This window comes from Millisia brevis NBRC 105863, from assembly GCF_001552615.1.
GTDB classification, from domain to species: domain Bacteria; phylum Actinomycetota; class Actinomycetes; order Mycobacteriales; family Mycobacteriaceae; genus Millisia; species Millisia brevis.
On record NZ_BCRN01000002.1, the window covers coordinates 240,899 to 263,968 of the forward strand.

General features: G+C 69.6%; 15 protein-coding genes. 6 read left to right on the forward strand and 9 right to left on the reverse strand.

Going from position 1 to position 23,070, the window contains the following annotated elements; translation table 11 throughout:
• Positions 1-74: 74 nt before the first annotated feature.
• Positions 75-986, forward strand: coding sequence for a KPN_02809 family neutral zinc metallopeptidase (gene ypfJ, locus MB1_RS03825; protein WP_066903819.1), 912 nt, complete (start codon positions 75-77; stop codon positions 984-986).
• Between the two features lie 94 nt (positions 987-1,080).
• Here ypfJ and MB1_RS03830 read toward each other — a convergent pair whose 3' ends face one another.
• Positions 1,081-2,109, reverse strand: a complete 1,029-nt coding sequence (locus tag MB1_RS03830; protein ID WP_084350782.1) for an Rv2578c family radical SAM protein — start codon at positions 2,107-2,109, stop codon at positions 1,081-1,083.
• A gap of 723 nt (positions 2,110-2,832) precedes the next feature.
• On the opposite strand from MB1_RS03830, the gene MB1_RS03835 reads away from it, so the two are divergent.
• The 4 genes from MB1_RS03835 (at position 2,833) to MB1_RS03850 (ending at position 10,775) form a co-directional block, all read left to right on the forward strand.
• Positions 2,833-6,513 carry an SGNH hydrolase domain-containing protein gene (locus tag MB1_RS03835; protein WP_157083889.1) on the forward strand — a complete coding sequence of 1,227 codons (3,681 nt, stop codon included), beginning with the start codon at positions 2,833-2,835 and terminating at the stop codon, positions 6,511-6,513.
• A 40-nt stretch (positions 6,514-6,553) separates the two neighbouring features.
• On the forward strand, positions 6,554-7,564 hold the full coding sequence (locus tag MB1_RS03840; RefSeq protein WP_066903823.1) for a glycoside hydrolase family 26 protein: 1,011 nt from the start codon (positions 6,554-6,556) through the stop codon (positions 7,562-7,564).
• A 206-nt stretch (positions 7,565-7,770) separates the two neighbouring features.
• Entirely contained in the window at positions 7,771-10,002 is a 2,232-nt protein-coding gene (locus MB1_RS03845; protein WP_066904218.1) for an MMPL family transporter, read from the forward strand.
• Between the two features lie 113 nt (positions 10,003-10,115).
• Positions 10,116-10,775: a hypothetical protein gene (locus MB1_RS03850; RefSeq protein ID WP_066903825.1), complete on the forward strand. Its 660-nt coding sequence runs from the start codon at positions 10,116-10,118 to the stop codon at positions 10,773-10,775.
• Between the two features lie 11 nt (positions 10,776-10,786).
• Here the strand turns inward: MB1_RS03850 and MB1_RS03855 are convergent, their stop codons facing one another.
• From MB1_RS03855 to MB1_RS03870, 4 genes are all read right to left on the reverse strand, one after another.
• Positions 10,787-11,407, reverse strand: coding sequence for a hypothetical protein (locus tag MB1_RS03855; protein WP_066903827.1), 621 nt, complete (start codon positions 11,405-11,407; stop codon positions 10,787-10,789).
• Positions 11,404-12,693: a histidine--tRNA ligase gene (gene hisS, locus MB1_RS03860; RefSeq protein ID WP_066904222.1), complete on the reverse strand. Its 1,290-nt coding sequence runs from the start codon at positions 12,691-12,693 to the stop codon at positions 11,404-11,406. The genes MB1_RS03855 and hisS overlap by 4 nt, the downstream gene beginning before the upstream one ends.
• Positions 12,694-12,861: 168 nt before the next feature.
• Entirely contained in the window at positions 12,862-13,491 is a 630-nt protein-coding gene (locus tag MB1_RS03865; RefSeq protein WP_066903829.1) for a GNAT family N-acetyltransferase, read from the reverse strand.
• A 65-nt stretch (positions 13,492-13,556) separates the two neighbouring features.
• Positions 13,557-14,216 (reverse strand): MBL fold metallo-hydrolase, encoded by a 660-nt coding sequence (locus tag MB1_RS03870; RefSeq protein WP_066903831.1) that lies wholly within the window; start codon positions 14,214-14,216, stop codon positions 13,557-13,559.
• Positions 14,217-14,455: 239 nt separating this feature from the next.
• Here MB1_RS03870 and MB1_RS03875 point away from each other — a divergent pair, with 239 nt between their 5' ends.
• On the forward strand, positions 14,456-15,322 hold the full coding sequence (locus MB1_RS03875; protein ID WP_066903833.1) for a peptidylprolyl isomerase: 867 nt from the start codon (positions 14,456-14,458) through the stop codon (positions 15,320-15,322).
• Between the two features lie 155 nt (positions 15,323-15,477).
• Here the strand turns inward: MB1_RS03875 and MB1_RS03880 are convergent, their stop codons facing one another.
• The 4 genes from MB1_RS03880 to secD all read right to left on the reverse strand — a co-directional run bounded on the left by MB1_RS03880 (position 15,478) and on the right by secD (position 23,045).
• Positions 15,478-17,799 carry a RelA/SpoT family protein gene (locus tag MB1_RS03880; RefSeq protein WP_066904225.1) on the reverse strand — a complete coding sequence of 774 codons (2,322 nt, stop codon included), beginning with the start codon at positions 17,797-17,799 and terminating at the stop codon, positions 15,478-15,480.
• A 317-nt stretch (positions 17,800-18,116) separates the two neighbouring features.
• Positions 18,117-19,868 (reverse strand): ABC transporter substrate-binding protein, encoded by a 1,752-nt coding sequence (locus MB1_RS03885; RefSeq protein ID WP_157083890.1) that lies wholly within the window; start codon positions 19,866-19,868, stop codon positions 18,117-18,119.
• The gene (gene secF, locus MB1_RS03890; protein ID WP_084350786.1) at positions 19,849-21,156 is read right to left on the reverse strand and encodes a protein translocase subunit SecF; all 1,308 of its coding nucleotides are present in this window, start codon (positions 21,154-21,156) and stop codon (positions 19,849-19,851) included. The genes MB1_RS03885 and secF overlap by 20 nt, the downstream gene beginning before the upstream one ends.
• Positions 21,153-23,045 carry a protein translocase subunit SecD gene (gene secD, locus MB1_RS03895; protein WP_439646919.1) on the reverse strand — a complete coding sequence of 631 codons (1,893 nt, stop codon included), beginning with the start codon at positions 23,043-23,045 and terminating at the stop codon, positions 21,153-21,155. The genes secF and secD overlap by 4 nt, the downstream gene beginning before the upstream one ends.
• Positions 23,046-23,070 lie beyond the last annotated feature (25 nt).

The window sequence follows — 23,070 nt, forward strand, 5'->3', positions numbered from 1 at the left end:
CAATTGATCACGATCCTACGAGGACGCGCACCATGCTCCGAACGCGACGGGGTCGGCCATGCGAAGCTACCGCCATGACGTTTCGCGAAGGCGCGCAAATCGACCCCAATCGGGCGCGGCGCGGCGGTGGGGGGACCGGCGGTCGAATCGCCCTGGGCGGTGGCGCCGGCGGCCTGATCGTGCTGGTCCTGGCGCTGCTGTTCGGTGGCAACCCGGCCGACTTCCTCGGCGCGGGAACCACGGACAACAGCTCCTCGAATTCGGGCCAGGGCGCCGGCTGCACAGGCGGCGCCACCGAGGCGAATACCGACGTCGACTGCCGGATCAACGCGACCGCCGTCAGCCTCGACCAGGTCTGGGGCACCCAGCTGACGCGGCAGACCGGGGTGAATTACACCCAACCGCAGGTCGTGCTGTTCACCGGATCGGTCTCGACCGCCTGCGGAAATGCCACCAGCGAGGTCGGCCCGTTCTACTGCCCGGCGGACCAGACGACCTATTTCGACACCAGCTTCTTCCAGGTGCTGACCGACCGGTTCGGTGCCAGCGGTGGCCCCCTCGCCCAGATGTACGTCGTGGCGCACGAATTCGGCCACCACATCCAGAACCAGCTCGGCGATCTCGGCCGCGCTCAGAGCGATCCGCGCGGCCCGGAGTCCGGCGCGGTGCGCGTGGAGTTGCAGGCGGACTGCTACGCGGGTATCTGGGCGCGCTACGCCGCGACCGAGCGGGGTCCGAACAACTCGGAACCGTTGCTGCAGCCGCTGACCCAGCAGGACATCTCCGATGCCCTGTCCGCGGCAGCGTCGGTCGGGGACGACCGCATCCAGCAGGCCTCGACGGGCCGGGTGAACCCGGAGGGCTGGACGCACGGCTCCTCGGAGCAGCGTCAGAAGTGGTTCGCCTCGGGATACAACACCGGCCAGATCTCCGGCTGCGATACCTTCACCGCCACCGATCTGGACAACCCGCCCGGCCTGCGCTGACCGGCGGTTCCGTCGGATCGCCCGGCCGCACCGGGCTCCCCGGTCGCCGACCACATCGGTCATCACCACATCGGCCATCACCGCGGCGGCCACGTCAGAAGAGTGTCGGCGCGGGCGCGGGGGCGAGTGCAACAGCCCCCGCGCTCGCCGGCACGCTCACCGGCCGCACCGGCGCGGGCGACGATTCGAAGACGACGTCCCGTCGCGCTGCGTCGGCCCGGTCGGCGAGCCAGTCTCGGTATTCGGCACTCACATAGCCGCCGCGCCCGTACAGCCGCTGATAGCGACCGACCAGGGCGGGATGCTCGCGGCCGAGCCACTCCAGGAACCAGCCGCGGGTGCTGCCGCGCAGGTGCAGGGGGATGACGGTGACGCCGGTGGCGCCCGCGTCGGCCAACGAGGCGAACATCGCGCGCAGGTGGTCACGCCCGTCGGTCAGATACGGGATCACCGGGGCGACCAGTACCTGGCAGCCGAAACCGGCATCGCGGATCGACCGGATCAACGCCAGCCGGGCGGCCGGACTCGGCGCGCCCGGGTCGAGCGCCCGCTGGGTCGCCTCGTCGTGGAAGGCTAGGCTGACCGCCAGGCTGACCGGCACCTCGCGGGCCGCGGCGCTCAGCAACGGTAGATCCCGCCGCAACAGCGTTCCCTTGGTGAGGATCGACATCGGCGTCCGCGACTCCGCCAGAGCGCGAATGATCCCCGGCATCAGCCGGTATCGCCCCTCGGCGCGCTGATAGGGGTCGGTATTGGTACCCAACGCCACCGACTCCCTCCCCCAACTGCGGCGCCGCAATTCCTTGCGCAGCACCGCACCGACGTTCACCTTGACCACGATCTGCGTGTCGAAGTCCGTACCCGCGTCGAGATCGAGATACTCGTGCGTCGGGCGCGCGAAGCAATAGCGGCACGCATGGGTGCACCCACGCATCGGGTTGACCGTCCACCGGAAGTTCATCGGTGACGGCTCCGGCACATGGTTGAGCGCGCTCTTGCACAACACCTCGTGGAAGGTGATGCCCTCGAACTCCGGAGTGCGTACCGTCCGGAGTACGCCGTCACGTTCGAACCCCGGCAACGCGCCGTCGGCCACCGCGAGCCCTTGTCCCTGCCATCGCACGGGACAATGCGAACATATGTTCGACTCGCTGTCAATCGGCCGTCCGCGCAGCGACATCGGCCCGCGCCCCGGGCGACGGCCGTCGAGCACGCCCGGACGTGCGGTGCGGCAGTCCTCCCGACCGCGAATGCGACGCCGGCGCCGGTCCGGGCGCGCGGTACCGACCCCCGGCCCGCTCGACATCCCGCGAACCCGCCGCGGCGACCGGTCCGCACCGGCAACGACCCATGCCCGCCGGCACGATCACGCATTCACCGGACCGCTCCCCCGGATGACGACGGCCGGAATACTCCGAGTTCCCGTCGACGCCGCACGACACGTGCGAATTAGTTCGCCCCGGGTTCGAACACGCGCGGATAATTCGGTGATCCGTCCGCTTCTCGCACCCGCTCGATGGAATTCGGGATATCGGAATGATCTTGATCGAATACGCATCACGCGGCTTGGATCTCGATAACCCAGTAGGCCTATTCACGACATATTCGGACATCCCAACAATTGCCGGCTATTAGTTGGCAATACCCGACGTGAAGTAGGACACAATTCACCCTCCACATTCGCCCATACGGACCGATTGGTCTTACGTTGCTTCTCAACACGACGCGGCGGCAGGGGAGCCGAATTCCGCATCGTGCGTGGCCGCCCATCTCGCTCGCGGCCGTCCTGCACAGCACATGTCCGCCGACGGGGACGGCGGATGCCTTGTCGCACCAGGGGGATTGAGTGAGTTTGAATCTGTCCGGGATTCGCCCGGAAACCGAGGCACCGAACTGCCCGGCACCACCCAGCGATACCGAGAAGTACTGGTATATGGGTCGCCAGCATCGGTGGCTGCTACTGGCACAAGCACTTTCGTTCGCCATGATCGCCTATTCGATCGCGCGGTTCGCGACCGCCGATACCCGACTGCTGCTCTTCCTGCTGCCGATGTCGCTCTACGCGATCACCCTGCTGATCTCGCTGAGCTCCAGCGCCCGACCCAAGCGGACCAGCCTGAGGGACCACGAATATCGCGTTGCCACTTGGCGTCCCACGATCATGCCGAGCGTCGACGTCTTCTTGCCCTCCGCCGGCGAGCCGCTGGAGATCCTGCGCAATACCTACCGGCACGTGGCCGAACTCGACTACGACGGACCACTGACGGTGCACGTCCTCGACGACAGCGCACGCAGCGAGGTCGAACTGCTCGCCGAGCGGTTCGGGTTCATCTACCACACCCGCCCGGACCGCGGCCGCCTCAAGAAGGCCGGCAATCTGCGCTACGGCTACGAACACAGCAGCGGCGACTACATTCTGGTGCTGGACGCCGATTTTGTGCCACGGTCGGACGCCCTGCAGAATATGCTGCCCTACTTCGACGACGGCGATGCCGGCATCGTGCAGACCCCGCAATTCTTCGACACCCACGGATCGATGAACTGGCTGCAACGATGCGCCGGCGCCACCCAGGAACTGTTCTACCGGTGGATCCAGCCGAGCCGGGACCGCGCCCGCGCGGCGATCTGCGTGGGTACCTGCGCGCTGTACAGCAGGGCCGCGCTCAACCGGTCCGGCGGCTTCGCCCAGATCGGACACAGCGAGGACGTGCACACCGGCGTCAATCTGATGAAGGTCGGCTATCACGTCCGGTACGTCCCGGTCCTGGTGACCAAGGGACTCTGCCCGGACACCGTCTCCGGCTTCCTCAACCAGCAATACCGTTGGTGCACAGGAAGTATGAGCCTACTTGCGGACCGCCGGTTCCACGGTGCGAAGCATATCGGCTTCCACCAGCGGCTCTGCTTCTGGGCGGGCTTCCTGTACTACATCTCGACCGCCCTCAACGCCTTCATCGCCCCCCTGCCCGCCCTGGCGATGCTCTACTTCCTGCCCGGCTGGGTCGAGCCGATCAACTCGATCTGGCTGGTCGGAGCGCTGCTGCTGTGGTTCGTCATCCTGCCGCTGACCATGCGCGGCCGGTGGCGCGCGGACGTGCTGCGCGTCCAGGTGCTCTACTCGTTCGCGCACGCGGTCGCGATCGTGCACATCCTGACCGGCAGCACCAAGGAATGGGTGGCGACCGGCGCCGCCAATACGCGCAGCACCCCGCTCTCGGTGACGATCGGGCGAACCGTCAAGATCTATGTGGCGGTGACGTATTCGCTGATCTGGATCGGCCTGATCCTCGGCGTCCTCAACTACGGGATCGAGCGCTTCTGGGCGATGGTGCTGCTCGGCGTCCTCGCCACCTGGGTACACCTGCCGTTGCTGTTCATGCCGATCGGCTCGACCGCTCGCGTCCCGCTGCGCGACTGGCGCCCGCAGTTGTGGCGGCGTCGCTCGGCGACGGCACCCGTTCCGGGAGCGTCGATTCGGCCGCCTGCCGGGATGGTTCCGGAGGCCTCCGGGCCGCGCCATTTCCGTCCGGATATCCAGGGATTGCGCACCGTCGCGGTCCTGTTGGTCGTGCTCTACCACGCCGGGGTCCCCGGAATCACCGGCGGCTACGTCGGCGTCGACGTCTTCTTCGTCATCAGCGGCTTCCTGATCACCGGGCATCTGCTGCGGGAGATGCACCAGCACGGTCGAATCTCGTTGAGCGCCTTCTATACCAACCGCATCCGGCGACTGATTCCACCGGCGATCGTCGTGCTGGTCGCCACCCTGGTGCTCGCGCGGCTGTTCGGATCGCTCTTCCAGTTCCGCACGATCGCCCTCGACGCGGTCTTTGCCTCGCTCTACGGGCTCAACTACCGGTTGGCCCTGCAGGGCGTGAACTACCAGCAGGCCGACGGACCGGAGTCCCCGCTGCAGCACTTCTGGTCCCTCGGCGTCGAGGAACAGTTCTACCTGATCTGGCCGGCGCTGATCGTGCTGTGCCTGGTGGTGACCCGCCGCCGACTCGGCCGGACGTTGCCGCTGGTGGCGGGGCTGCTCGCGGTGGTGATCGCCTACTCGCTGTGGGCCTCGATCACCGTGACGGCCACCAACGCGCCGATGGCGTATTTCTCGCTGCACACCCGCGCCTGGGAGCTCGGTATCGGCGCGGTCCTGGCATTGGCGGCCGGCCGCCTGGCCACGCTGGGGCGGCGCGTCACGACACCGCTCGGCTGGATCGGCATGATCGCGATCCTCTTGTCCGGCCTGGCGTTCACCGACGCGACACCGTTCCCCGGCTACCACGCCCTGCTGCCCGTCCTGGGTACGGCGATGGTGATCGCCGCGGGATGCGCGATGCCGGGTCGAGGCTCGGTCGAGACCGTCCTCGACCGCCGTTCCGTACAGGGCATCGGCGCCGTCTCCTACGGCTGGTATCTGTGGCACTGGCCGCTGCTGATCATGGTGCCGATCATGTACGGCCGCGAGTTCAGCTGGCTCGAGAACGTGCAGGTCACGGTGATCGCGCTCTGGCTGGCGACCATCAGCTACTGGTTGATCGAGTCGCCGACCCGTCGCGCCGAGCTGCGCCGAAAAGTCTGGGGCCTCTTCGGTTTCGGATCGGCGGCGGCGCTGGCCGGGGCGGCGATGGCGATGGTCGTCGCCCTGCCACCGCTGGTCGGCCAGGGCGCGGAGGCCTCGGTGACCGCGCTGGACGGCAATGTCGTCTCCGCGGTGCAACGCGCGGTGGCCTCGGGCACCCAGGTCAGTGCGGCTCCGTCGAATCTGACCCCGCCGTTGGACCAGGTCGCCAACGATCAGCCGGTCAGTACCCGCAACGGCTGCCATCTGGACTTCCTGATGACCATGCAGGGTCCCTGCGACTACGGCGACCGGGAGGCCGACCGTACCGCCGTTCTGGTCGGCGACTCGCACGCCCAGCAATGGCTACCCGGTCTCGATCGGGCCGCCGCGGAATCGGGGTGGAAGTTGGTGTCCTGGACCAAGGCGGCCTGCTCACTGGCCGATATGGAGACCTACAGCCCCGAACTCAAACGCCGATTCACCGAGTGCGAGACCTGGCGTCAGGAGATCGTCGACCGGATCATCGCGCTGCGGCCGGCGGTGGTGATCGTCAGTCAGTCGAATTCGGTCCCCGGCACCTCGATCACCAGTGTGCAGTGGGCCGACCGGACCGCGACCACGATGAGCAGATTCGTCGAGGCGGGCATTCCGGTGGCGTATATCGGTGACACACCGGTGCACGAGAACGACGTTCCCGAATGTCTGTCCCGCAATCTCGACGATGTGGGAGCCTGCAACCTGCCCCGCACCAAGACGGAGGCCTATCCGGGTCGCGGTCAGGCGGTGACCCAGGCGATGACGGCGATGAACATTCCGGTGGTCGATCCGACGGACTGGTTCTGCACCGCGGTGGACTGCCCGCCGGTTATCGGTAACCTGTTGGTGTACCGGGATGATTCGCATATCTCGACGTCGTACGCCTACTACCTGGCACCATTGTTGACCGGCATACTCCCGCAGTGATCGGAGCCCTGTGACACCACCGCGCCGACCGGGAAGGTCCGTGAGCAGACGAGCCTTCCTGGTCGGCGCGGCGGCGGTGGCCGTCGGCGGCGGCAGCGCCGCGCTGGCCCTCGGCGAGGGGGCCACCTCGTGGGGCACCGATCCACCGGATCGACCGTGGTTGGGTCTGTTCGTTCCCGGATCTCCGGCCGAGGCCGTACCGGTCGCGAATACCCTGAAACGATCCCCGTCGCTGCTCGGTTACTTCGTCAAACTCAATTCGAACTTCTCCGCCGATACTCTCCAACATCTCGCCGCTCCCGGCACGATCCCGTATGTCACCCTGGAACCCTGGCTGTGGGAATTCCAATCCGGAGATCTGCCGCAGGAATTCTCCCTGCAGAATCTGCTCACCGGCAGCCGGGACGCCGATTTCCGCCGCATCGCCGAGGCGATCGCCGATTTCGGACGCCCGGTCTATCTGCGGATGGCCCACGAGATGAACGGCCACTGGTATCCGTGGGCGGTCGGGCAGATCGGGAATACCGCCGGGCAATACATCGATCTGTGGCATCACGTGCGGGACATCTTCTCGATCGCACCGTCGATCCGTTGGGTGTGGGCCTGCGCTGGTACCCACAGCGTCCGCTCCTCCGCGCCGCCGATCGAGAACATGTGGCCCGGCGACGATCTGGTCGATCTCGCGGGCACCACCGGCTACGGCTGGGACCACGACGCGACCGCCACCTATCAACCGACCTTCGACCGGCTGACCGCGATGACCGATCGCCCCTTCCTCATCGCGGAGATGGGCGCCGACGGCGGCGTCAACGACGCGGGGGTCACCGGCACCGAATGGTTGGCGACCCTGCCCGCGTATCTGCAGGGCAACCCGCGCATTCGCGGACTCGTCTGGCACGACATCGGCCCCCAGCAACAGGCCACCGGCAACTACCGGCTCACCCAGCAGGCGGTCCTCGACGCCTTCAATACCGTCCTCGAGCAGACCCCGGTGATCGGCAACCCCGCCTGGTCGACGTCGGACGGCGCGGGCAATCCCGCGCTCGACTGACCGGCCCGGCCGTCGCCTTCCACCCGGCCCGGCCGTCGCCTTCCACCCGGCCCGGCCGTCGCCTTCCACCCGGCCCGGCCGTCGCCTTCCACCCGGCCCGGCCGTCGCCTTCCACCCGGCCCGGCCCCACTCCCTAGGATCGACCCGGCGGACACGCGGCCTTCGGCCCCGACGGTATGTCCGGCCATCGTCCGGGAGGAATGCGCGTGCTCAGCTGGATCGCCGAGATGGTCATTCGGGCGCCGCGGCGCATCATCGTCGCGGCCCTGCTGATCGCGGTCACCGCCGGCCTCGTCGGGGCCGGCGCCATCGACCGTCTCGGTGCGGGCGGCTTCTTCGATCCGCGTTCCGACGCGATGCGCGGCACCCAACTGCTGCAGGACACCTTCGACTCGGCAAACCCGAATCTCATCGTGCTGGTGTCCGACCCCGATGGTGTCGACTCCCCCACCGCGCGGGAGGTCGGTCTCGAGGTGACCGAGGAGGTCGCGGCCGACCCGCACGTGCTGTCGGTGCAGTCGTATTGGCAGATGAGCGGGCCGATGGCGATGGGACTGCGCAGCACCGACGGGACCAGCGCGGTCATCGCGGTGCAGCTCGACGGCAACGAAACCGAATTCCAGCGCAGCGGTACCGAGCTCGCCGACCGGATCGGCACCGGCCGCGACGGGGTCACCGTGACCGTCGGCGGCGCGGCGATCGTCTACCGGGACAGCAACGCCGCCGTGACCCGGGATCTGGTGCGCGCCGAGATGGTGGCGCTGCCGATCTCGGCGCTGGTCCTGGTCTGGGTGTTCGGCAGCGCGATCGCCGCGATGCTCCCGCTGGCGGTCGGGCTGTTCTCGATCCTGATGACGCTCGCGATCCTGCGGCTGCTGACCACGGTGACCGATGTGTCGATCTTCGCGCTGAACCTGACCGTGGCGCTCGGGCTGGCGATCGCGATCGACTACAGCCTGTTCATCGTGCACCGCTTCCGGGAGGAGCGGCGCGCCGCGTTGGCGCGCGGGGAGACCGATGTCGACGCCGATGCGGTGCGCCGCACCATCGCGGTCGCCGGCCGGACCGTTCTGTTCTCCGCGCTGCCGGTGATCGTGTCGATGGCCGCGCTGGTGGTCTTCCCGCTCTACTTCCTGCGGTCGTTCGCCTACGCGGCGTCCGCCGCCGTCGCCGCCGCGGCGCTGGCGGCCGTCGTCGTGCTGCCGGCGATCCTGCTGCTGCTCGGCCCGCGGGTCGACGCACTCGACATCCGCCGTCCGATCCGCCGACTCCTCGGCCGCTCGCCGTCGCCGTCCGTCGAGCCGGAGGACAGCGGCTGGTATCGGCTCGCCGACCGGATCGTGCGGCGCCCGGTGCTGCCCGCCGCCGCGGTCGTGATCGTGCTGCTGACCCTCGGCATCCCGTTCCTGCACCTGACCACCGGGTTCACCGACGACCGGGCGCTCAACGAGCAGGTGCCGAGCCGGGTGGTCGGCGACGCGCTGCGCAACGACTTCGCGCAGGACCCGACCGCCTCGATCACGATCGTCGTCCCCGACGGGCCCACCGACCCGAACGCCTACGCCGACTACGCCACCGAGCTGTCCCGGGTCCCGGACGTGACGGCGGTCCTCGCCCCGGACGGCATACACGTCGGCGGGCTGCGCATCGCGCCCGCGCCACCGGACATGCTCTCGGGCACGGTCGCGCGGATCACGGTCGCCTCCGGGGTCACACCGTTCTCCGATCAGGGCGCCCAACTGGTCGACGCCGTGCGCGCCGTCCGACCGCCCGCGGAGGTGATGTACACCGGAGCGGCGGAGCTGAACGCCGAATCGATGCACACGATCGCCACCCGCCTGCCGATCGCCCTCGCCTGGATCGCGCTGACCACCTTCCTGGTGCTGTTCGTCTTCACCGGAAGTGTCGTGCTGCCGCTCAAGGCGATCCTGATGAACCTGCTGTCGCTGTCGGCGACGTTCGGCGCGATGGTGTGGATCTTCCAGGACGGGAACCTGTCGGGCCTGTTCGGCTTCGAACCGACCGGCTACCTCAACGCGACCCTGCCGCTGTTGATGTTCTGCCTGGCGTTCGGGGTGTCGATGGACTACGAGATCTTCATCCTGTCCCGCATCGCCGAGCAGTGGCGTTCCGGGGACGGCAGCGCCGAGGCCAACCGGCAGGCCGTGGCGCTGGGCATCGCCCAAACCGGCCGGATCATCACCGCTGCGGCGCTGCTGATGGCGATCGTGCTCAGCGCACTGGTGTCGTCGTCGGTGTCGTTCATCCAGATGTTCGGGCTGGGGTTGGCGCTGATGGTGCTGATCGACGCCACCCTGGTGCGCGCGATCCTGGTGCCGGCGTTCATGGGGTTGCTCGGCCGGTGGAACTGGTGGGCGCCCGCCCCGCTGGCCCGCCTGCACCGCTCCTGGTTCCCTCCGGAGTCGCTGCGCCACTGACCGTGTGCGTACATCTTCCTCAGCGCGGCGCCGAGGAGACTATGTTCTCGGCGGGGCGCTGAGGCGAACCATTGCACACCCGGGTGGAGCGTCGGGGGCCTACCATCGCCGCCATGCGCAGCGGACGGCTCCCCCGGATCGCCGCGGCCCTGGCCGCGTCGGCGATGCTCTCCGCCTGCGCCGACCGGACGGTGGCCGGCAGCGCCCAATCCGCCCCGGTCACCAGCACCGAGAGTTTCATGACCCGAGCCGACGTCCCGACGGTCGCCCCGACCACCACCCGGCCGACCACGACCCGGCCGACCGGGACCGCGTTGATCGACATCCCGCCGGAGATCGCCGACGCCCTGAACGAGGCGGTCGTCGACGCCGGCGACTTCGCCGGGGACCGCCCCGGCGGCTGGTACTTCACCACGCCGTCGGGCCGCTTCGTCTGCGGGATCGAAACCTCCACCTTGACCGGCGACCTGCCGCAGGTCGGCTGCCAGGGCGAGATCCCCTCGACCGCACCACGATTGCCCGCCCCGGGCGCACCGGACAATCTGATTCCGGCCAATACGATCCTCGCGGTCGGCGACGGCGAGGGTGGCTTCCTCAACGCCGGCGGCGTGATGTTCGCGCCCGATTCCGGTGCGCCGCGGACGCTCCCGTACGGCGAACTGCTGGTCGTCGAGGGCTACGTCTGCGCGGTCGACCCCGAGTTCGGGGTCACCTGCATGACCCCGATCGCGCACGGCTTCGCCGTCTCCTCGGATACCTACGACACCTGGTAGCGCCCGCCGGGTCAGTCGACCAGGGCGCTGACCTGCTGGGCGTTCAGGGCGCCGGTGCCGGGCCGATCCCGGTCGCGGACCAGCTCGACCGCCCGGTACAGGGGACGATCCGCCAGCGCCGCATCGCGCGCGACACACCGCAACTGCCCGACCAGGGCGGCGGCGATCGGTGAGCCCTTCGGCAGCGCGTCCGCCAGCCCGCGCAGGGCGAGCGGCGACAGCTCGCGGCCGCGGTCGTCCTCGGAGTAGACCGCGAGCACGACGTTGACCGCGGACCCGCCCTCCGATGCGCGCAGCAGCACCTGGCAGATCCGCGCCGAACGCGCGTGCAGGGTCACCTCGGCCCTCGTCAGATCCACCCGGATCGGCTTGAACGCGGCGGACCGGTGAATCACCTTGTCCCGCAGAAACAGCCGACCCTTGCCCGCCATCGCGGCGGCCCCGATCGCCGGCAGTCCCAGGATCACCCCGGCCACCAGCGCCACCCACGGCGACCACAGAACCCAGGACAGCACGGCGATCACCAGGGCGAGCCCGAGCAGCAGCCCCGCGGCGACGCGCACCCGGCGGGCGATCAGCTCGGCGGGAACGATGTCGAGGTCGATGTCCTCGCCGGCGGCTTTCGCGTTCATGCCCGCACCAACCGAACGATCTCGTCGACGACGTCGGCGATCGGCACCTCGCGCTGTTCGCCGTTCGACAGATCCTTCAGTACCACCTGCTCGGCCTCGAGATCCCGGTCGCCGATGACGATCGCCACCGCCGCGCCCGAGCGGTCGGCCGCCTTCATCGATGCCTTGACGCTGCGGTTGCCGTAGGCCAGGTCGGTGCGCACGCCGGCGGCCCGCAGCCGCTGGGCGAGCACCGCCAGGCGCAGCCGCGCCGCCTCACCCATCGGCACGCCGAAGACGTCCACCCGGCCGGCCGGGGCGGCGTCGACGCCCTCCGCCGCGAGCGCCAGGACGGTGCGGTCGACACCGAGGCCGTAGCCGATACCCGACAGCGGCTGTCCGCCGAGGGTCTGCATCAGGCCGTCGTAGCGACCGCCGCCGCCGATTCCGGACTGGGCGCCGAGCCCGTCGTGCACAAATTCGAAGGTGGTCTTGGTGTAGTAGTCGAGGCCGCGCACCAGGCGCGGGTTGACCACGTACGGCACCCCCAGAGCGTCGAGGTGGCTGCGGACGGTCGCGAAGTGCTCCGCCGCCGACTCCGAGAGGTAGTCGAGCATCAGCGGGGCGTTCGCGGTGGCCTCGCGGACCTCGGGGCGCTTGTCGTCCAGGACGCGCAGCGGGTTGATCTCCGCGCGCCGGCGGGTCGCCTCGTCGAGGTCGAGCCCGGCGAGGAAGTCCTGCAGGGCGGCGCGGTACTGCGGGCGGCAGGTGTCGTCGCCCAGGCTGGTCAGTTCCAACCGGAAGCCGGTGAGTCCCAGGGACCGGAAGCCGGCGTCGGCGGTCGCGATCACCTCGGCGTCCAGCGCCGGATCGTCGATACCGACGACCTCGATGCCCACCTGCTGAAGCTGCCGGTAGCGGCCGGCCTGCGGGCGCTCGTACCGGAAGAACGGGCCGGCGTAGCTGAGCTTGACCGGCAGCGCGCCGCGGTCGAGGCCGTGTTCGATCACCGCGCGGATCACCCCGGCGGTGCCCTCGGGTCGCAGGGTCACCGACCGGCCGCCGCGGTCGGCGAAGGTGTACATCTCCTTGCTGACCACGTCGGTCGACTCGCCGACGCCGCGGGCGAAGAGCGCGGTGTCCTCGAAGACCGGCAGTTCGATGTGCTGGTAGCCGGCCAGACGGGCGGCCCGGGTGAGCGCATCACGCACCGCGACGAACTGCGCCGAGGTCGGCGGCACGTAGTCGGGTACACCCTTGGGAGCGGCGAACGGGGTGCCCGCGTGCTCGGCGGGAGCCGCCGGGATTTCGGACGGTTCGGACGCCGGGGTGTCGGGCGTGGGGGTCGGTGCGGATGCTGCGGTCACCCGAACAAGCGTAGTGACCCGCTCGTCACCGGCCGCAGCGGGCAAGGTCGGCCCACGGCCCACGGCCCACGGCGCGCGACGGGGCGGCGGGCACGGCACCGCTTCGGCCTACGGGATCGTTGCCGGTCGCCACATGCCGATCGCCGCCGTGCTGCCGGGCGTCTGGATGCGGCTGATCGGAACGAAGCCGAATCGGCCGTAGTAGCGAGCATTGGCGTCGGAGGACGACTCGAGATACGCCGCCGACCCGGTCGCGTCGGCGGCGGACAGGCGGTCGCGCAGCAGGGCTCCCGCAATCCCTGTGCCGCGGGCCTGCGGCACGGTGCCGATCGCGCGCAGATACCAGTGCGGGACCAGCGGCCGATGCCGCTCGGAGATCGCTTCTGCCCGGATCGCCCCGGTGATCCGCGCCCCGAAGGCCCGCAGATAGCGCGGCACCGCCAGGATCCGGTCGCGATGTCGCGGCGCGCGTCCCGGTGCATCCCACAACGCGACGCCCAGCAGTTCACCGGCACCGTCGCCGGCCAGCCATACGTGCCCACCCGCCCCGAAGGTCTCGCGGATCGACGCAAGGAAGACGTCGTGGAGGCGGTCGTCCCGGTTTCCGGGTGGCAGCAAACCGACGGTCAATTCGTCGGTGGCAAACGCCTGCGCGAGGATGCGCGCGGCGGCGTCTTCGTCGGATGGGCTTGCCGGTCGCAGGACAACGTCGTTGTTCGGTCGCGCGGTGGTCGCCATGCCACAGGGTAACGGCGGCGGGTGAACAGGGATCGGGACGATTCCGTGGGCCGCGCCGAACGCCGTCAGCTCAGGAAGGGGTTGCTCGCGCGCTCGGCGCCGATCGAGGTCGCCGGGCCGTGGCCGGGCAGGACCGCCACCGCATCGTCGAGCGGCAGCAGCGACTCGCCGATCGAGCGGATCAGCTGTTCGTGGTCGCCGCCGGGCAGATCGCTGCGGCCAACGGAACCGGCGAAGAGGGTGTCCCCCGAGACGACGACACCGATCTCGGCGCCGGAGGTTTCGGTGGGCAGGTGGAAGCAGACCGAGCCCTGCGTATGGCCGGGGGTGGCGAGCACCTCGAACTCGAGGCCGGCGAGGTCGAGCTTCTCCCCATCGGTCAGTTCGATCACCGTGTCCGGTTCCTCGAAGGTCTCGTCGGTGATGAACTGCCCGAGCTGCGGGCCGATCCCGGAGGCGGGGTCGGCGAGCATATGCCGGTCGGCGGGGTGGATGTAGACCGGGATGTCGTAGCGGTCACAGACCTGCTTGAGGTTCCAGGTGTGATCGAGGTGCCCGTGCGTCAGCAGCACGGCCACCGGCCGCAGACCGGTCTCGTCGAGCACCTGTGCCAGCGGTGCCGCGGCGTCCTGGCCCGGGTCGACGACGACACACTCCGTCCCGTCGCCCGCGATGACGTAACAGTTGGTCTGAAACATGCCGGCCGGGAATCCGCTGATCCGCACGGTGCTCCTTCCTGGCGTCGCCCGATCCGTCCGATTGCGTGCGCGCCTACCCGTCGAGCGTAGGTCACCGGCGGGATCGCCGACACCGGCGCCGATGTCGATTGGTCGCCGCCCGACCGGCGGGTGACGGCCGGCCGCGCGATCCGCAGTGGCAGACTTACCCGCCGGTGGAGTCGAACGGCGGGACAGGTCCCCGGGACGTCGGCCACCCCAGCGGAACGACGAAGGAGCCATCCGAGGTGCCGACCAACGCCGAACGCCGGGCCAACGCCCAGCGCGACCTCCAACGGACGATCGAAGAGCGCGAGAAGAACGCCCGGAAACGGGGTCTGCTGCTGATCCTGGGCTCCGGGCTCGGCGTCGTGCTGCTGGTGGTCGCGGGCGTTCTGGCGTGGCGCACCCTCGGCAGCAGCGACGACACCTCCAACGAGGCCGCCTCCCCCAGCACCCAGATCCAGGGCGACGGGACGACGCTGCCCGACGGTCGGGCCGAGGCGCTGCCCGCGACGATCAACTGCACCTATACCCCGTCCGGTGACGCCTCGAAGCCGGTCGAGGCGCCGCGCTCCGACGGTATCGACACCACGGTGCAGACGGTGTCGATGAGCATGGTGACCGACCGCGGACCGATCGGCCTGACCCTGAACAACGCCGAGTCGCCGTGCACGGTCAACAGCTTCGTCTCACTCGCCTCGCAGGGCTACTTCGACGGCACCACCTGCCACCGCCTGACCAGTGTGCCCGGCAGCCTCGAGGTGCTGCAGTGCGGTGACCCGTCCGGCAACGGCACCGGCGGGCCGGGCTACCAGTTCGCCGACGAGTTCCCCCGTGACCAGTACGCCGACGAGGACCCCGCTCTCGACTTCCCGGTGACCTACCCGCGCGGCACCCTGGCGATGGCCAACGCCGGTCCGGGCACCAACGGCAGCCAGTTCTTCATCGTCTACGGCGACTCCCAGCTGCCGCCGCGCTACACCGTCTTCGGCACCGTCGACGACACCGGCCTCGCCACCGTCGACGCGATCGCCGCCGCCGGCACCGCGGACGGTTCGCAGGATGGTCCGCCGGCCGAGCCGGTGACGATCACCTCGGTGCAACTGGACTGACACCGCGCCGGGCCGGCGGTCGCCGTCGGCCCGGCTCCGCTCGGCGGCATACGCCGGGCAGCTGTGGCAGATGGAACCTATACGGGCCGCGGACGCATATATCGCGTCCACGGCCCGTATAGGTTCCGATTGCCACACCCCTCGGGTGCGACCGGCTAGGCGGCCGAGGTCAGGCGGTAGACGTCGTAGACACCCTCGACGTTGCGCACCACGTTGAGCAGGTGGCCCAGGTGCTTCGGGTCGCCCATCTCGAAGGTGAACCGGCTGACCGCCACCCGCTCCCCCGGCGAGGTGTTCACCGAGGCCGACAGGATGTTGACCTTCTCGTCCGCCAGCGCCTTGGTGACGTCGGACAGCAGCCGATGCCGATCGAGCGCCTCGATCTGAATCGACACCAGGAATACCGACGACGGGGTCGGCGCCCAGACCACCTCCACGAGGCGCTCGGACTGCTGGCGCAGGGAGCCGGCGTTGGTGCAGTCCGTGCGGTGCACGCTGACCCCGCCGCCTCGGGTGACGAAGCCCATGATCTCGTCGCCCGGCACCGGGGTGCAGCACTTCGCGAGCTTGATGACCAGGTTGTCGACGCCCGGCACCGACACCCCGACGTCGCCGGTCGTCGGCGCCCGGGTGGGCAGGGCGGACGGCCGGATCGTCTCGGCGAGCTCCTCCTCGACGTCGCTGACGCCACCGAGCTGCGCGACGAGGGTGTTGACCACCTGCTTGGCCGACACCTGGGATTCGCCGACGGCCGCGTAGAGCGCCGATACGTCGCGGTAGCCCAGTTCGGCGGCCAGCGCGGACATCGAGTCGGCGCCGAGCAGCCGCTGCAGCGGCAGCCCGCTGCGCCGCACCTCACGGGCGATCAGATCCTTGCCGGATTCGATCGCCTCCTCGCGACGCTCCTTCGCGAACCACTGGCGGATCTTGGTCTTCGCCCGCGGCGACACCACGAAGCTCGCCCAATCGCGGCTCGGCCCGGCATTCGGCGACTTCGAGGTGAAGACCTCGACGACGTCACCGTTCTCCAGGCGCCGTTCCAGGGCGACCAGCCGGCCGTTGACCTTGGCACCGATGCACTTGTTGCCGACCTCGGTGTGCACCTCGTAGGCGAAGTCGACCGGGGTGGAACCGCTGGGCAGCGTCTTGACGTCGCCCTTCGGGGTGAAGACGAAGATCTCCTTGACCGACAGGTCGTAACGCAGGGACTCGAGGAATTCGCTCGGGTCCGCGGCCTCGCGCTGCCAGTCGAGCAGCTGCCGCATCCACGCCATGTCGTCGAGTTCGTTGGCGTCGCCCTGGTGACGGCCCTTCGTCTCCTTGTACCGCCAATGCGCGGCGATACCGAACTCGGCCGTCCGGTGCATCTCGTAGGTGCGGATCTGCACCTCGAGCGGCTTGCCCTCGGGACCGATCAGGGTGGTGTGCAGCGACTGGTAGACCCCGTAGCGCGGCTGGGCGATGTAGTCCTTGAACCGCCCCGCCATCGGCTGCCAGATCGAATGCACGACGCCGACCGCCGCGTAGCAGTCGCGCACGTCCTGGCAGAGCACCCGGATGCCGACCAGGTCGTGGATCTCGTCGAAGTCGCGGCCCTTGACGATCATCTTCTGGTAGATCGACCAGTAGTGCTTCGGCCGCCCCTCGACGACCGCGTCGATCTTCGCGTCGGTGAGCTGCTTGCCGATATCGGCGCGCACCCGGGCGAGGTAGGTATCGCGCGACGGCGCCCGGTCGGCGACCAGCCGGACGATCTCCTCGTACTTCTTCGGGTGCAGGATCGCGAACGCGAGATCCTCGAGCTCCCACTTGACCGAGGCCATGCCCAGGCGATGCGCCAGCGGCGCGATCACCTCGATCGTTTCCTTCGCCTTCTTCGCCTGCTTCTCCGGCGGCAGGAAGCGCATGGTGCGCATATTGTGCAGCCGGTCGGCGACCTTGATGACCAGCACGCGCGGGTCGCGGGCCATCGCGATGATCATCTTGCGGATCGTCTCGGCCTCCGCGGCGCTGCCGAGCACGACCTTGTCGAGCTTGGTGACGCCGTCGACCAGATGGGCGACCTCTTCACCGAAGTCGGCCTGCAGCTGCGCCAGCGAGTAGCCGGTGTCCTCGACGGTGTCGTGCAGCAGGGCGGCGACCAGCGTCGTGGTGTCCATGCCCAGCTCGGCCAGGATCGTGGCGACCGCGAGCGGGTGGGTGATGTACGGGTCACCCGACTTGCGGCGCTGGTTGGCGTGCCGCTGCTCGGCGACGTCGTAGGCGCGTTGGAGCAGCCCGAAGTCGGCCTTCGGGTAGCCCTCGCGGTGGACGGCGACCAGCGGTTCGAGAACGGGGCGGACCAGACTGTTGCGCGAGCCGGTGATCCGCCGGGCGAGGCGGGCCCGCACACGCCGGGATGTCGAGGTGGTCGCCGCGCCGGCGCGGGAGTTCCCGGCGTCGATCGGTTCGGTGGTCTGCAGCGCGGACAGGTCCATCGGCCGCGTGCTCGGTCCCTCGCGGCCGGCCTCGTCGACCTCGGCGATCACTCGCCGGACGCGCTGCGCCTGCGCCTGGTCCCTACTGTCCTCGACCGGGGGTGAACCCTCCTCGGCCGACAGGCCCGAGTCACGACTGATATGACGAGTCACCCGGCATCCTCCTCAAGCGCGTCGTCCGATGGTGCCACACTACGGCGCCATCGTGCAGCGGACGACGCCCCGATAGCGACCGGACGCCCGGAAACGATGGCATCCGTGCAACTTCGATGCGCGACCGCGGGACCGGCGATCCCCGACAACAGGCGTCCCCGCTGTCAGTTCAACCGCCACCGGTCCATATTCCATCCTGCACCGATCCCGGCCGGATTGAACAGCACCCCCGACACGGCGTCCGCGACCTCTGTCGTGCGGACATCGGCGAACAGCGGCAGCGTCGGCATCTGATCCCAGAGGATCCGCTCGGCCTCGGTCCCGAGGTCGAGCTGCGCCTGATCGGAGTTGTTGACCCCGAGGATGTCGATAATCGTGCTGACCCGTTCGTTGGAGTAGCCACCCAGGTTGATGGACTCCCCGGTGCGCAGCGCGGCGCGGGCGCGATCCGGTTCGGCGCTGCCCGAGGCGCCCTGGTCGCCGCCGACGGCACCCAGGACGATGTCCGCCCGCGGCTCGACCGGAGCGACCGCGGCGAAGTCCGGGGCCGAGGCATCGACGATGGTGATGCCGGCCGGCGCGCAGGCGTCGGCGATCGCGGAAACCTCGTCGGCGCGGCGCTGGTCCGGGCCGAGGTAGCCGATGCGAATCGTCGGGGCGGTGACGTTGGCGGAGGCCAGCGCCGCGATCGCCGCGTCGATATCCGGATCGGAATAGCGGTCGCCGACCGAGGCGGCGCCGACCGCGCTGTCCAGGACGGAACCGGGCGGCATCAACCGGGTGTCGACCGGGCCGCTGCCGAGCCCGACGGTCGGGGCCGGGTCGACGCGACCGAAGCGGCTGTAGAGGTCGGCGCGGGGCACGCAGAGCGCGACGGCCCGGCGCACCGCCGGGTTGGCCAGTACCCCTTCCTCGGTGAAGATCAATTGTTCGACCGCCAGCGACGGCTGCGTGGTCGCGGTGAAACCGGCGGCGGTGACCGGGCTGCCGGAGGCGTCGATGACCTGGACCGTGCCGGCGTCGACCTTGGGGGGCAGGTCGGTCCCGTGCGGCCAGATCACGATGCGCGGAACCTCCGGCGGCAACCCCCACCACGCGGTGTTGGCGACGAGGACCAGGCCGTCCTGCTCGGTATAGGACTCGATGCGGTACGGACCCGAGGACGGGAATCGGTTGGGGTCGACCTGGCCGGGGATCAGGGTCCAGCCGGTATTCCAGAACTCCGCCAACGGTCGCAGCACCGCCGGATCGGCGCCGCGGATCGCGCCGACGACGTCGGTGACACCGGATTCGCGGCCCGCGACGTGCGCGGGCATGATGTCGCCGGCACCGAAGAGCTGCCCCCAATTGCGGAAGCCGCGGTTGGTGTCGAAAACCGCGATCGCCTCCTTGGTGCCCGCCGCGCAGTCGAGGGTCTCGATGTCGGCGTACCCCGCAGTCGACGCCGGGGTGAACAGCGGCGCCTGCGGGTCGCGGATGCGGCCGCTGCGGGTCGCCCAGGTCAACAGCAGGTCGTCGCAGGTGATCGCGGTGCCGTCGGACCAGGTGGCGGCCGGATCGATCGTGTAGCGCACGGTCTGTTGGTCGCCCGGCAACAGTTCTGCGGTACCGAAGTCGGTGTCCGCGACGGCGGCGCCGCCGGGACCCGGATAGGCGAATCCGGTCAGGGTGCGGGCGAAGGCCGCCGACGCCCCGGTCGCCGCGCCGGCGGCGCTACCCGCGTTGTAGGTGGTGACCGCGTTGTCGATGGCGTAGCCGATCGTCGGGGTCTCCTCGGCGGTCGAGCAACCCGCAGCGACCAGGGCGATCACCGCTACCGCAGTACCCCACCGGCGGCCGGTGAACCTCCGGCGCTTCGGCGTCGTTGCCGTCGGCAGGGTCATCGTCGAGGGGTCCTCACCGTTGGCGTCGGGCACGTTTTCCGGTCGGTCGAGCCCCGGCGCGGGGCGCACTCGGGGTCGCCGTCGCCGCCGGCGAACCGGCCGATCGTGCCGTGGTGGGTCTGGAGGTCGCCGCGGCGGCCGATCCGTCGCCATTGCCGCGGGTGCGGCTCTCCCGGCCGATCACCGAGTCGCCGCGGGTGCCGTCGGCATCGGACTCGACCTCCGCGTCGGCCTCCTCGACCGCGACGCGGGCGCTGCGCCGTTCGGCCGCGCGAGCGCGCTTGGCGTGCACCTTGCGGGTGTGCTCGGCGATCGGGCCCCACCGTTCCTTGATGCTCACCAGCAGCGGCGTGGCGAAGAAGATCGACGAGTAGGCGCCGACGAGGACACCGACGAGCTGGACGAGCGCGAGGTCCTCGAGGGTGCCGATACCGAGCATCCACACCGCGACCACCAGCAGCGCGATCACGGGCAGCACGCCGATCACCGAGGTGCTGATCGATCGCATCAACGTCTCGTTGATCGCCAGGTTCGCCTGTTCGGCGTAGGTCCGTCTGTGCAGGTGGGTGACGCCGCGGGTGTTCTCCTCGACCTTGTCGAAGACGATCACCGAGTCGTACAACGAGAAGCCGAGGATCGTCAACAGACCGATCACGGTCGCGGGCGAGACCTCGAAACCGACGAGCGCGTAGATGCCGGCGGTGACGAACAGGTCGAACGCCAACGCGGTGAGCGCGGCGATCGCCATATCCCGCTCGTAGCGCAGCGTGATGTAGATCGACACGATCACCAGGAAGACCACCAGCGCGATCAGCGCCTGTCGGGTGATCTGACCACCCCAGGTCTCGCTGACCTCGGCGATGCCGATCGCGTCCGGGGTGACCTCGCCGTTGGCGTTGGTCGGTTGGAACGCGGTGAACAGCGCGGTCCGCAACTGATCGATCTCGCCCTGGTCGAGCGTCTCCGAGCGGATCTGGATCGACTGGCCCGCGCCGGAGCCGACGGCCTGCACCGTCTCCGGGGCGTGTCCGAGCGTATCGCTGTAGACCTGCTCGACCTGCTCGGTGCTGATCCCCTGGCCGGGGATCTGGATGCGGGTGCCGCCCTCGAAATCGATGCCGAAGCTGAAGCCGCGGATCGCGATCGCCAGGAGCGCCACCAGCAGGATGCCGCCGGTGATCAGGTACCACCGCCGCCGGTTGCCGATCACGTCGAGCGCGCCGGTACCGGTGTAGAGGCGGGTGAGGAAGCTGTGCTGCTTCTCGGTCTCGAGGCCGGGGTCGGCCGTCACGTCGACCGCCGGGTCCGTTGGGGTGCTCATTCTCCAGCTCCGACCGTCGCGGCCTGCCGTTCGGCGGCCTGCTTGCGTTCGCGTGCAATGCGCATGACCGCGCCCTGTCCGTTGACCGACGGCTTGGCCCAGAACGCGGAGCGCGAGGCCAGGTCGACCAGCGGCCAGGTGACCAGGAAGACGACCACCACGTCGAGGATCGTGGTCAATCCGAGGGTGAAGGCGAAGCCGCGGACCTGGCCGATCGCCAGGAAGTACAGCACCGCCGCGGCGATGAAGCTGACCATGTTGCCGGACAGGATCGTGCGCCGGGCGCGCACCCAGCCGCGCGGTACCGCGGACCGGAAGCTGCGGCCCTCACGCAGTTCGTCCTTGATCCGCTCGAAGAAGACGACGAAGGAGTCGGCGGTCATACCGATACCGATGACCAGACCGGCGATGCCGGCGAGGTCGAGGGTGTAGCCGATCCAGCGGCCGAGCAGTACCAGGATGCCGTAGACGGCCAGCCCGGACAGGATCAGCGACAGCGCGGTCAGCACGCCGAGCAGGCGGTAGTACACCAGGCAGTAGACCAGCACCAGCAGCAGGCCGACCGCTCCGGCGATCAGGCCCGCGCGCAGGGCGGCCAGGCCCAGGGTCGCCGATACCGTCTCCGCCTCGGAGGAGGTGAACGACAGCGGCAGCGAGCCGTACTTGAGCGTCTGCGCGAGGTCGGACGCCTGGGTGGGGGTGAAGTTGCCGGTGATCGAGGTCGGGCTGCCGGCCGGGGTGACCCCTTCGATGACCGGGGCGCTGACGACCTTGGAGTCGAGGACGAAGGCCGCCTGGCTGCCGATGCTGGAGGCGGTGAACTGCGCCCAGGTGTTCGAAGCGTCGGAGTCGAAGGTCAACGACACCTCGTAGCGGGCCTGCTGGCTGTTGAAGCCGGAGGTGGCGTCGGAGATGTCCTGGCCGTCGATGATCGACGGTCCGAGCAGGTAGATATTGGTGCCGTCGGTGTCGCAGGCGACCAGCGGCAGGGTGGGATCGTCGTTGCCCTGCAGCGGGTCGGGCGCGCTGCAGTCCAGGCCCATCGCCGCGATCTGCTGGATCATCTGATCGCTGCTCTGCCGGAGCTGGCGGGCCGACTGGATCTCCTGGGCGGCGCGCTCGGCCTCGGTGAGCGGCCGGCCGTCCTGGCCGGTGCCGTCTGCGGTCGACCCGTCGGTCGGGGTGGCAGCGTCGGTCGGCGCGGCGTCGGTCGCGGCCGGGTCGGCGGGTGTGCCATCGGTCGGCGCGGGGGTCTCGGTGGTGTCGGGCTGGTCCTGCGCGGGGAACGGCCGGTTCTGCGGCGCCGGGGCGTCGGTGGCGGCGTTCGGGTCGACCGCGTTCGGGTCGGTCGCGTTGGGATCGACGGTCGCGTTCGGATCGACGGCGGCGTTCGGATCGACAGCCGCATTGGGGTCGACGGCCGCGTTCGGGTCGGTGGTCGCCGCGCCGAGCTGGTCGCGTCCGGCCGCGGGGATCGAGCCGAGGACCGGCCGGATGTACAGGCGGGCGGTCTGGCCGAGGGAGCGGGCCTGCGAGGAGTCGTCGCCGGGGACGGTGATGACGAGGTTGCTGCCGTCGATCACCACCTCGGAGCCGCTGACGCCCATAGCGTTGACGCGGGTCTCGATGATCTGCTGCGCCTGGGTGAGGCTCTCGCGGCTCGGTTCGTTGCCGTCCGGGGTGCGCGCGGTCAGCGTGACCCGGGTGCCGCCCTGCAGGTCGATACCCAGCTTCGGGGTGGCTTCGCGCGAACCGGTGAAGAACACCAGTCCGAAGATCACCACGAGCAGCAGGCCGAATGCGGTCAGGAGACGGAACGGATGCCGTTTGCCCTCGGCGGTTCGCCGTGGGCGCCCACCGCGGGGGCGCTGCTCAGTCGATGAGGCCACGTTCGGTACGTCTCCTGATGTGATG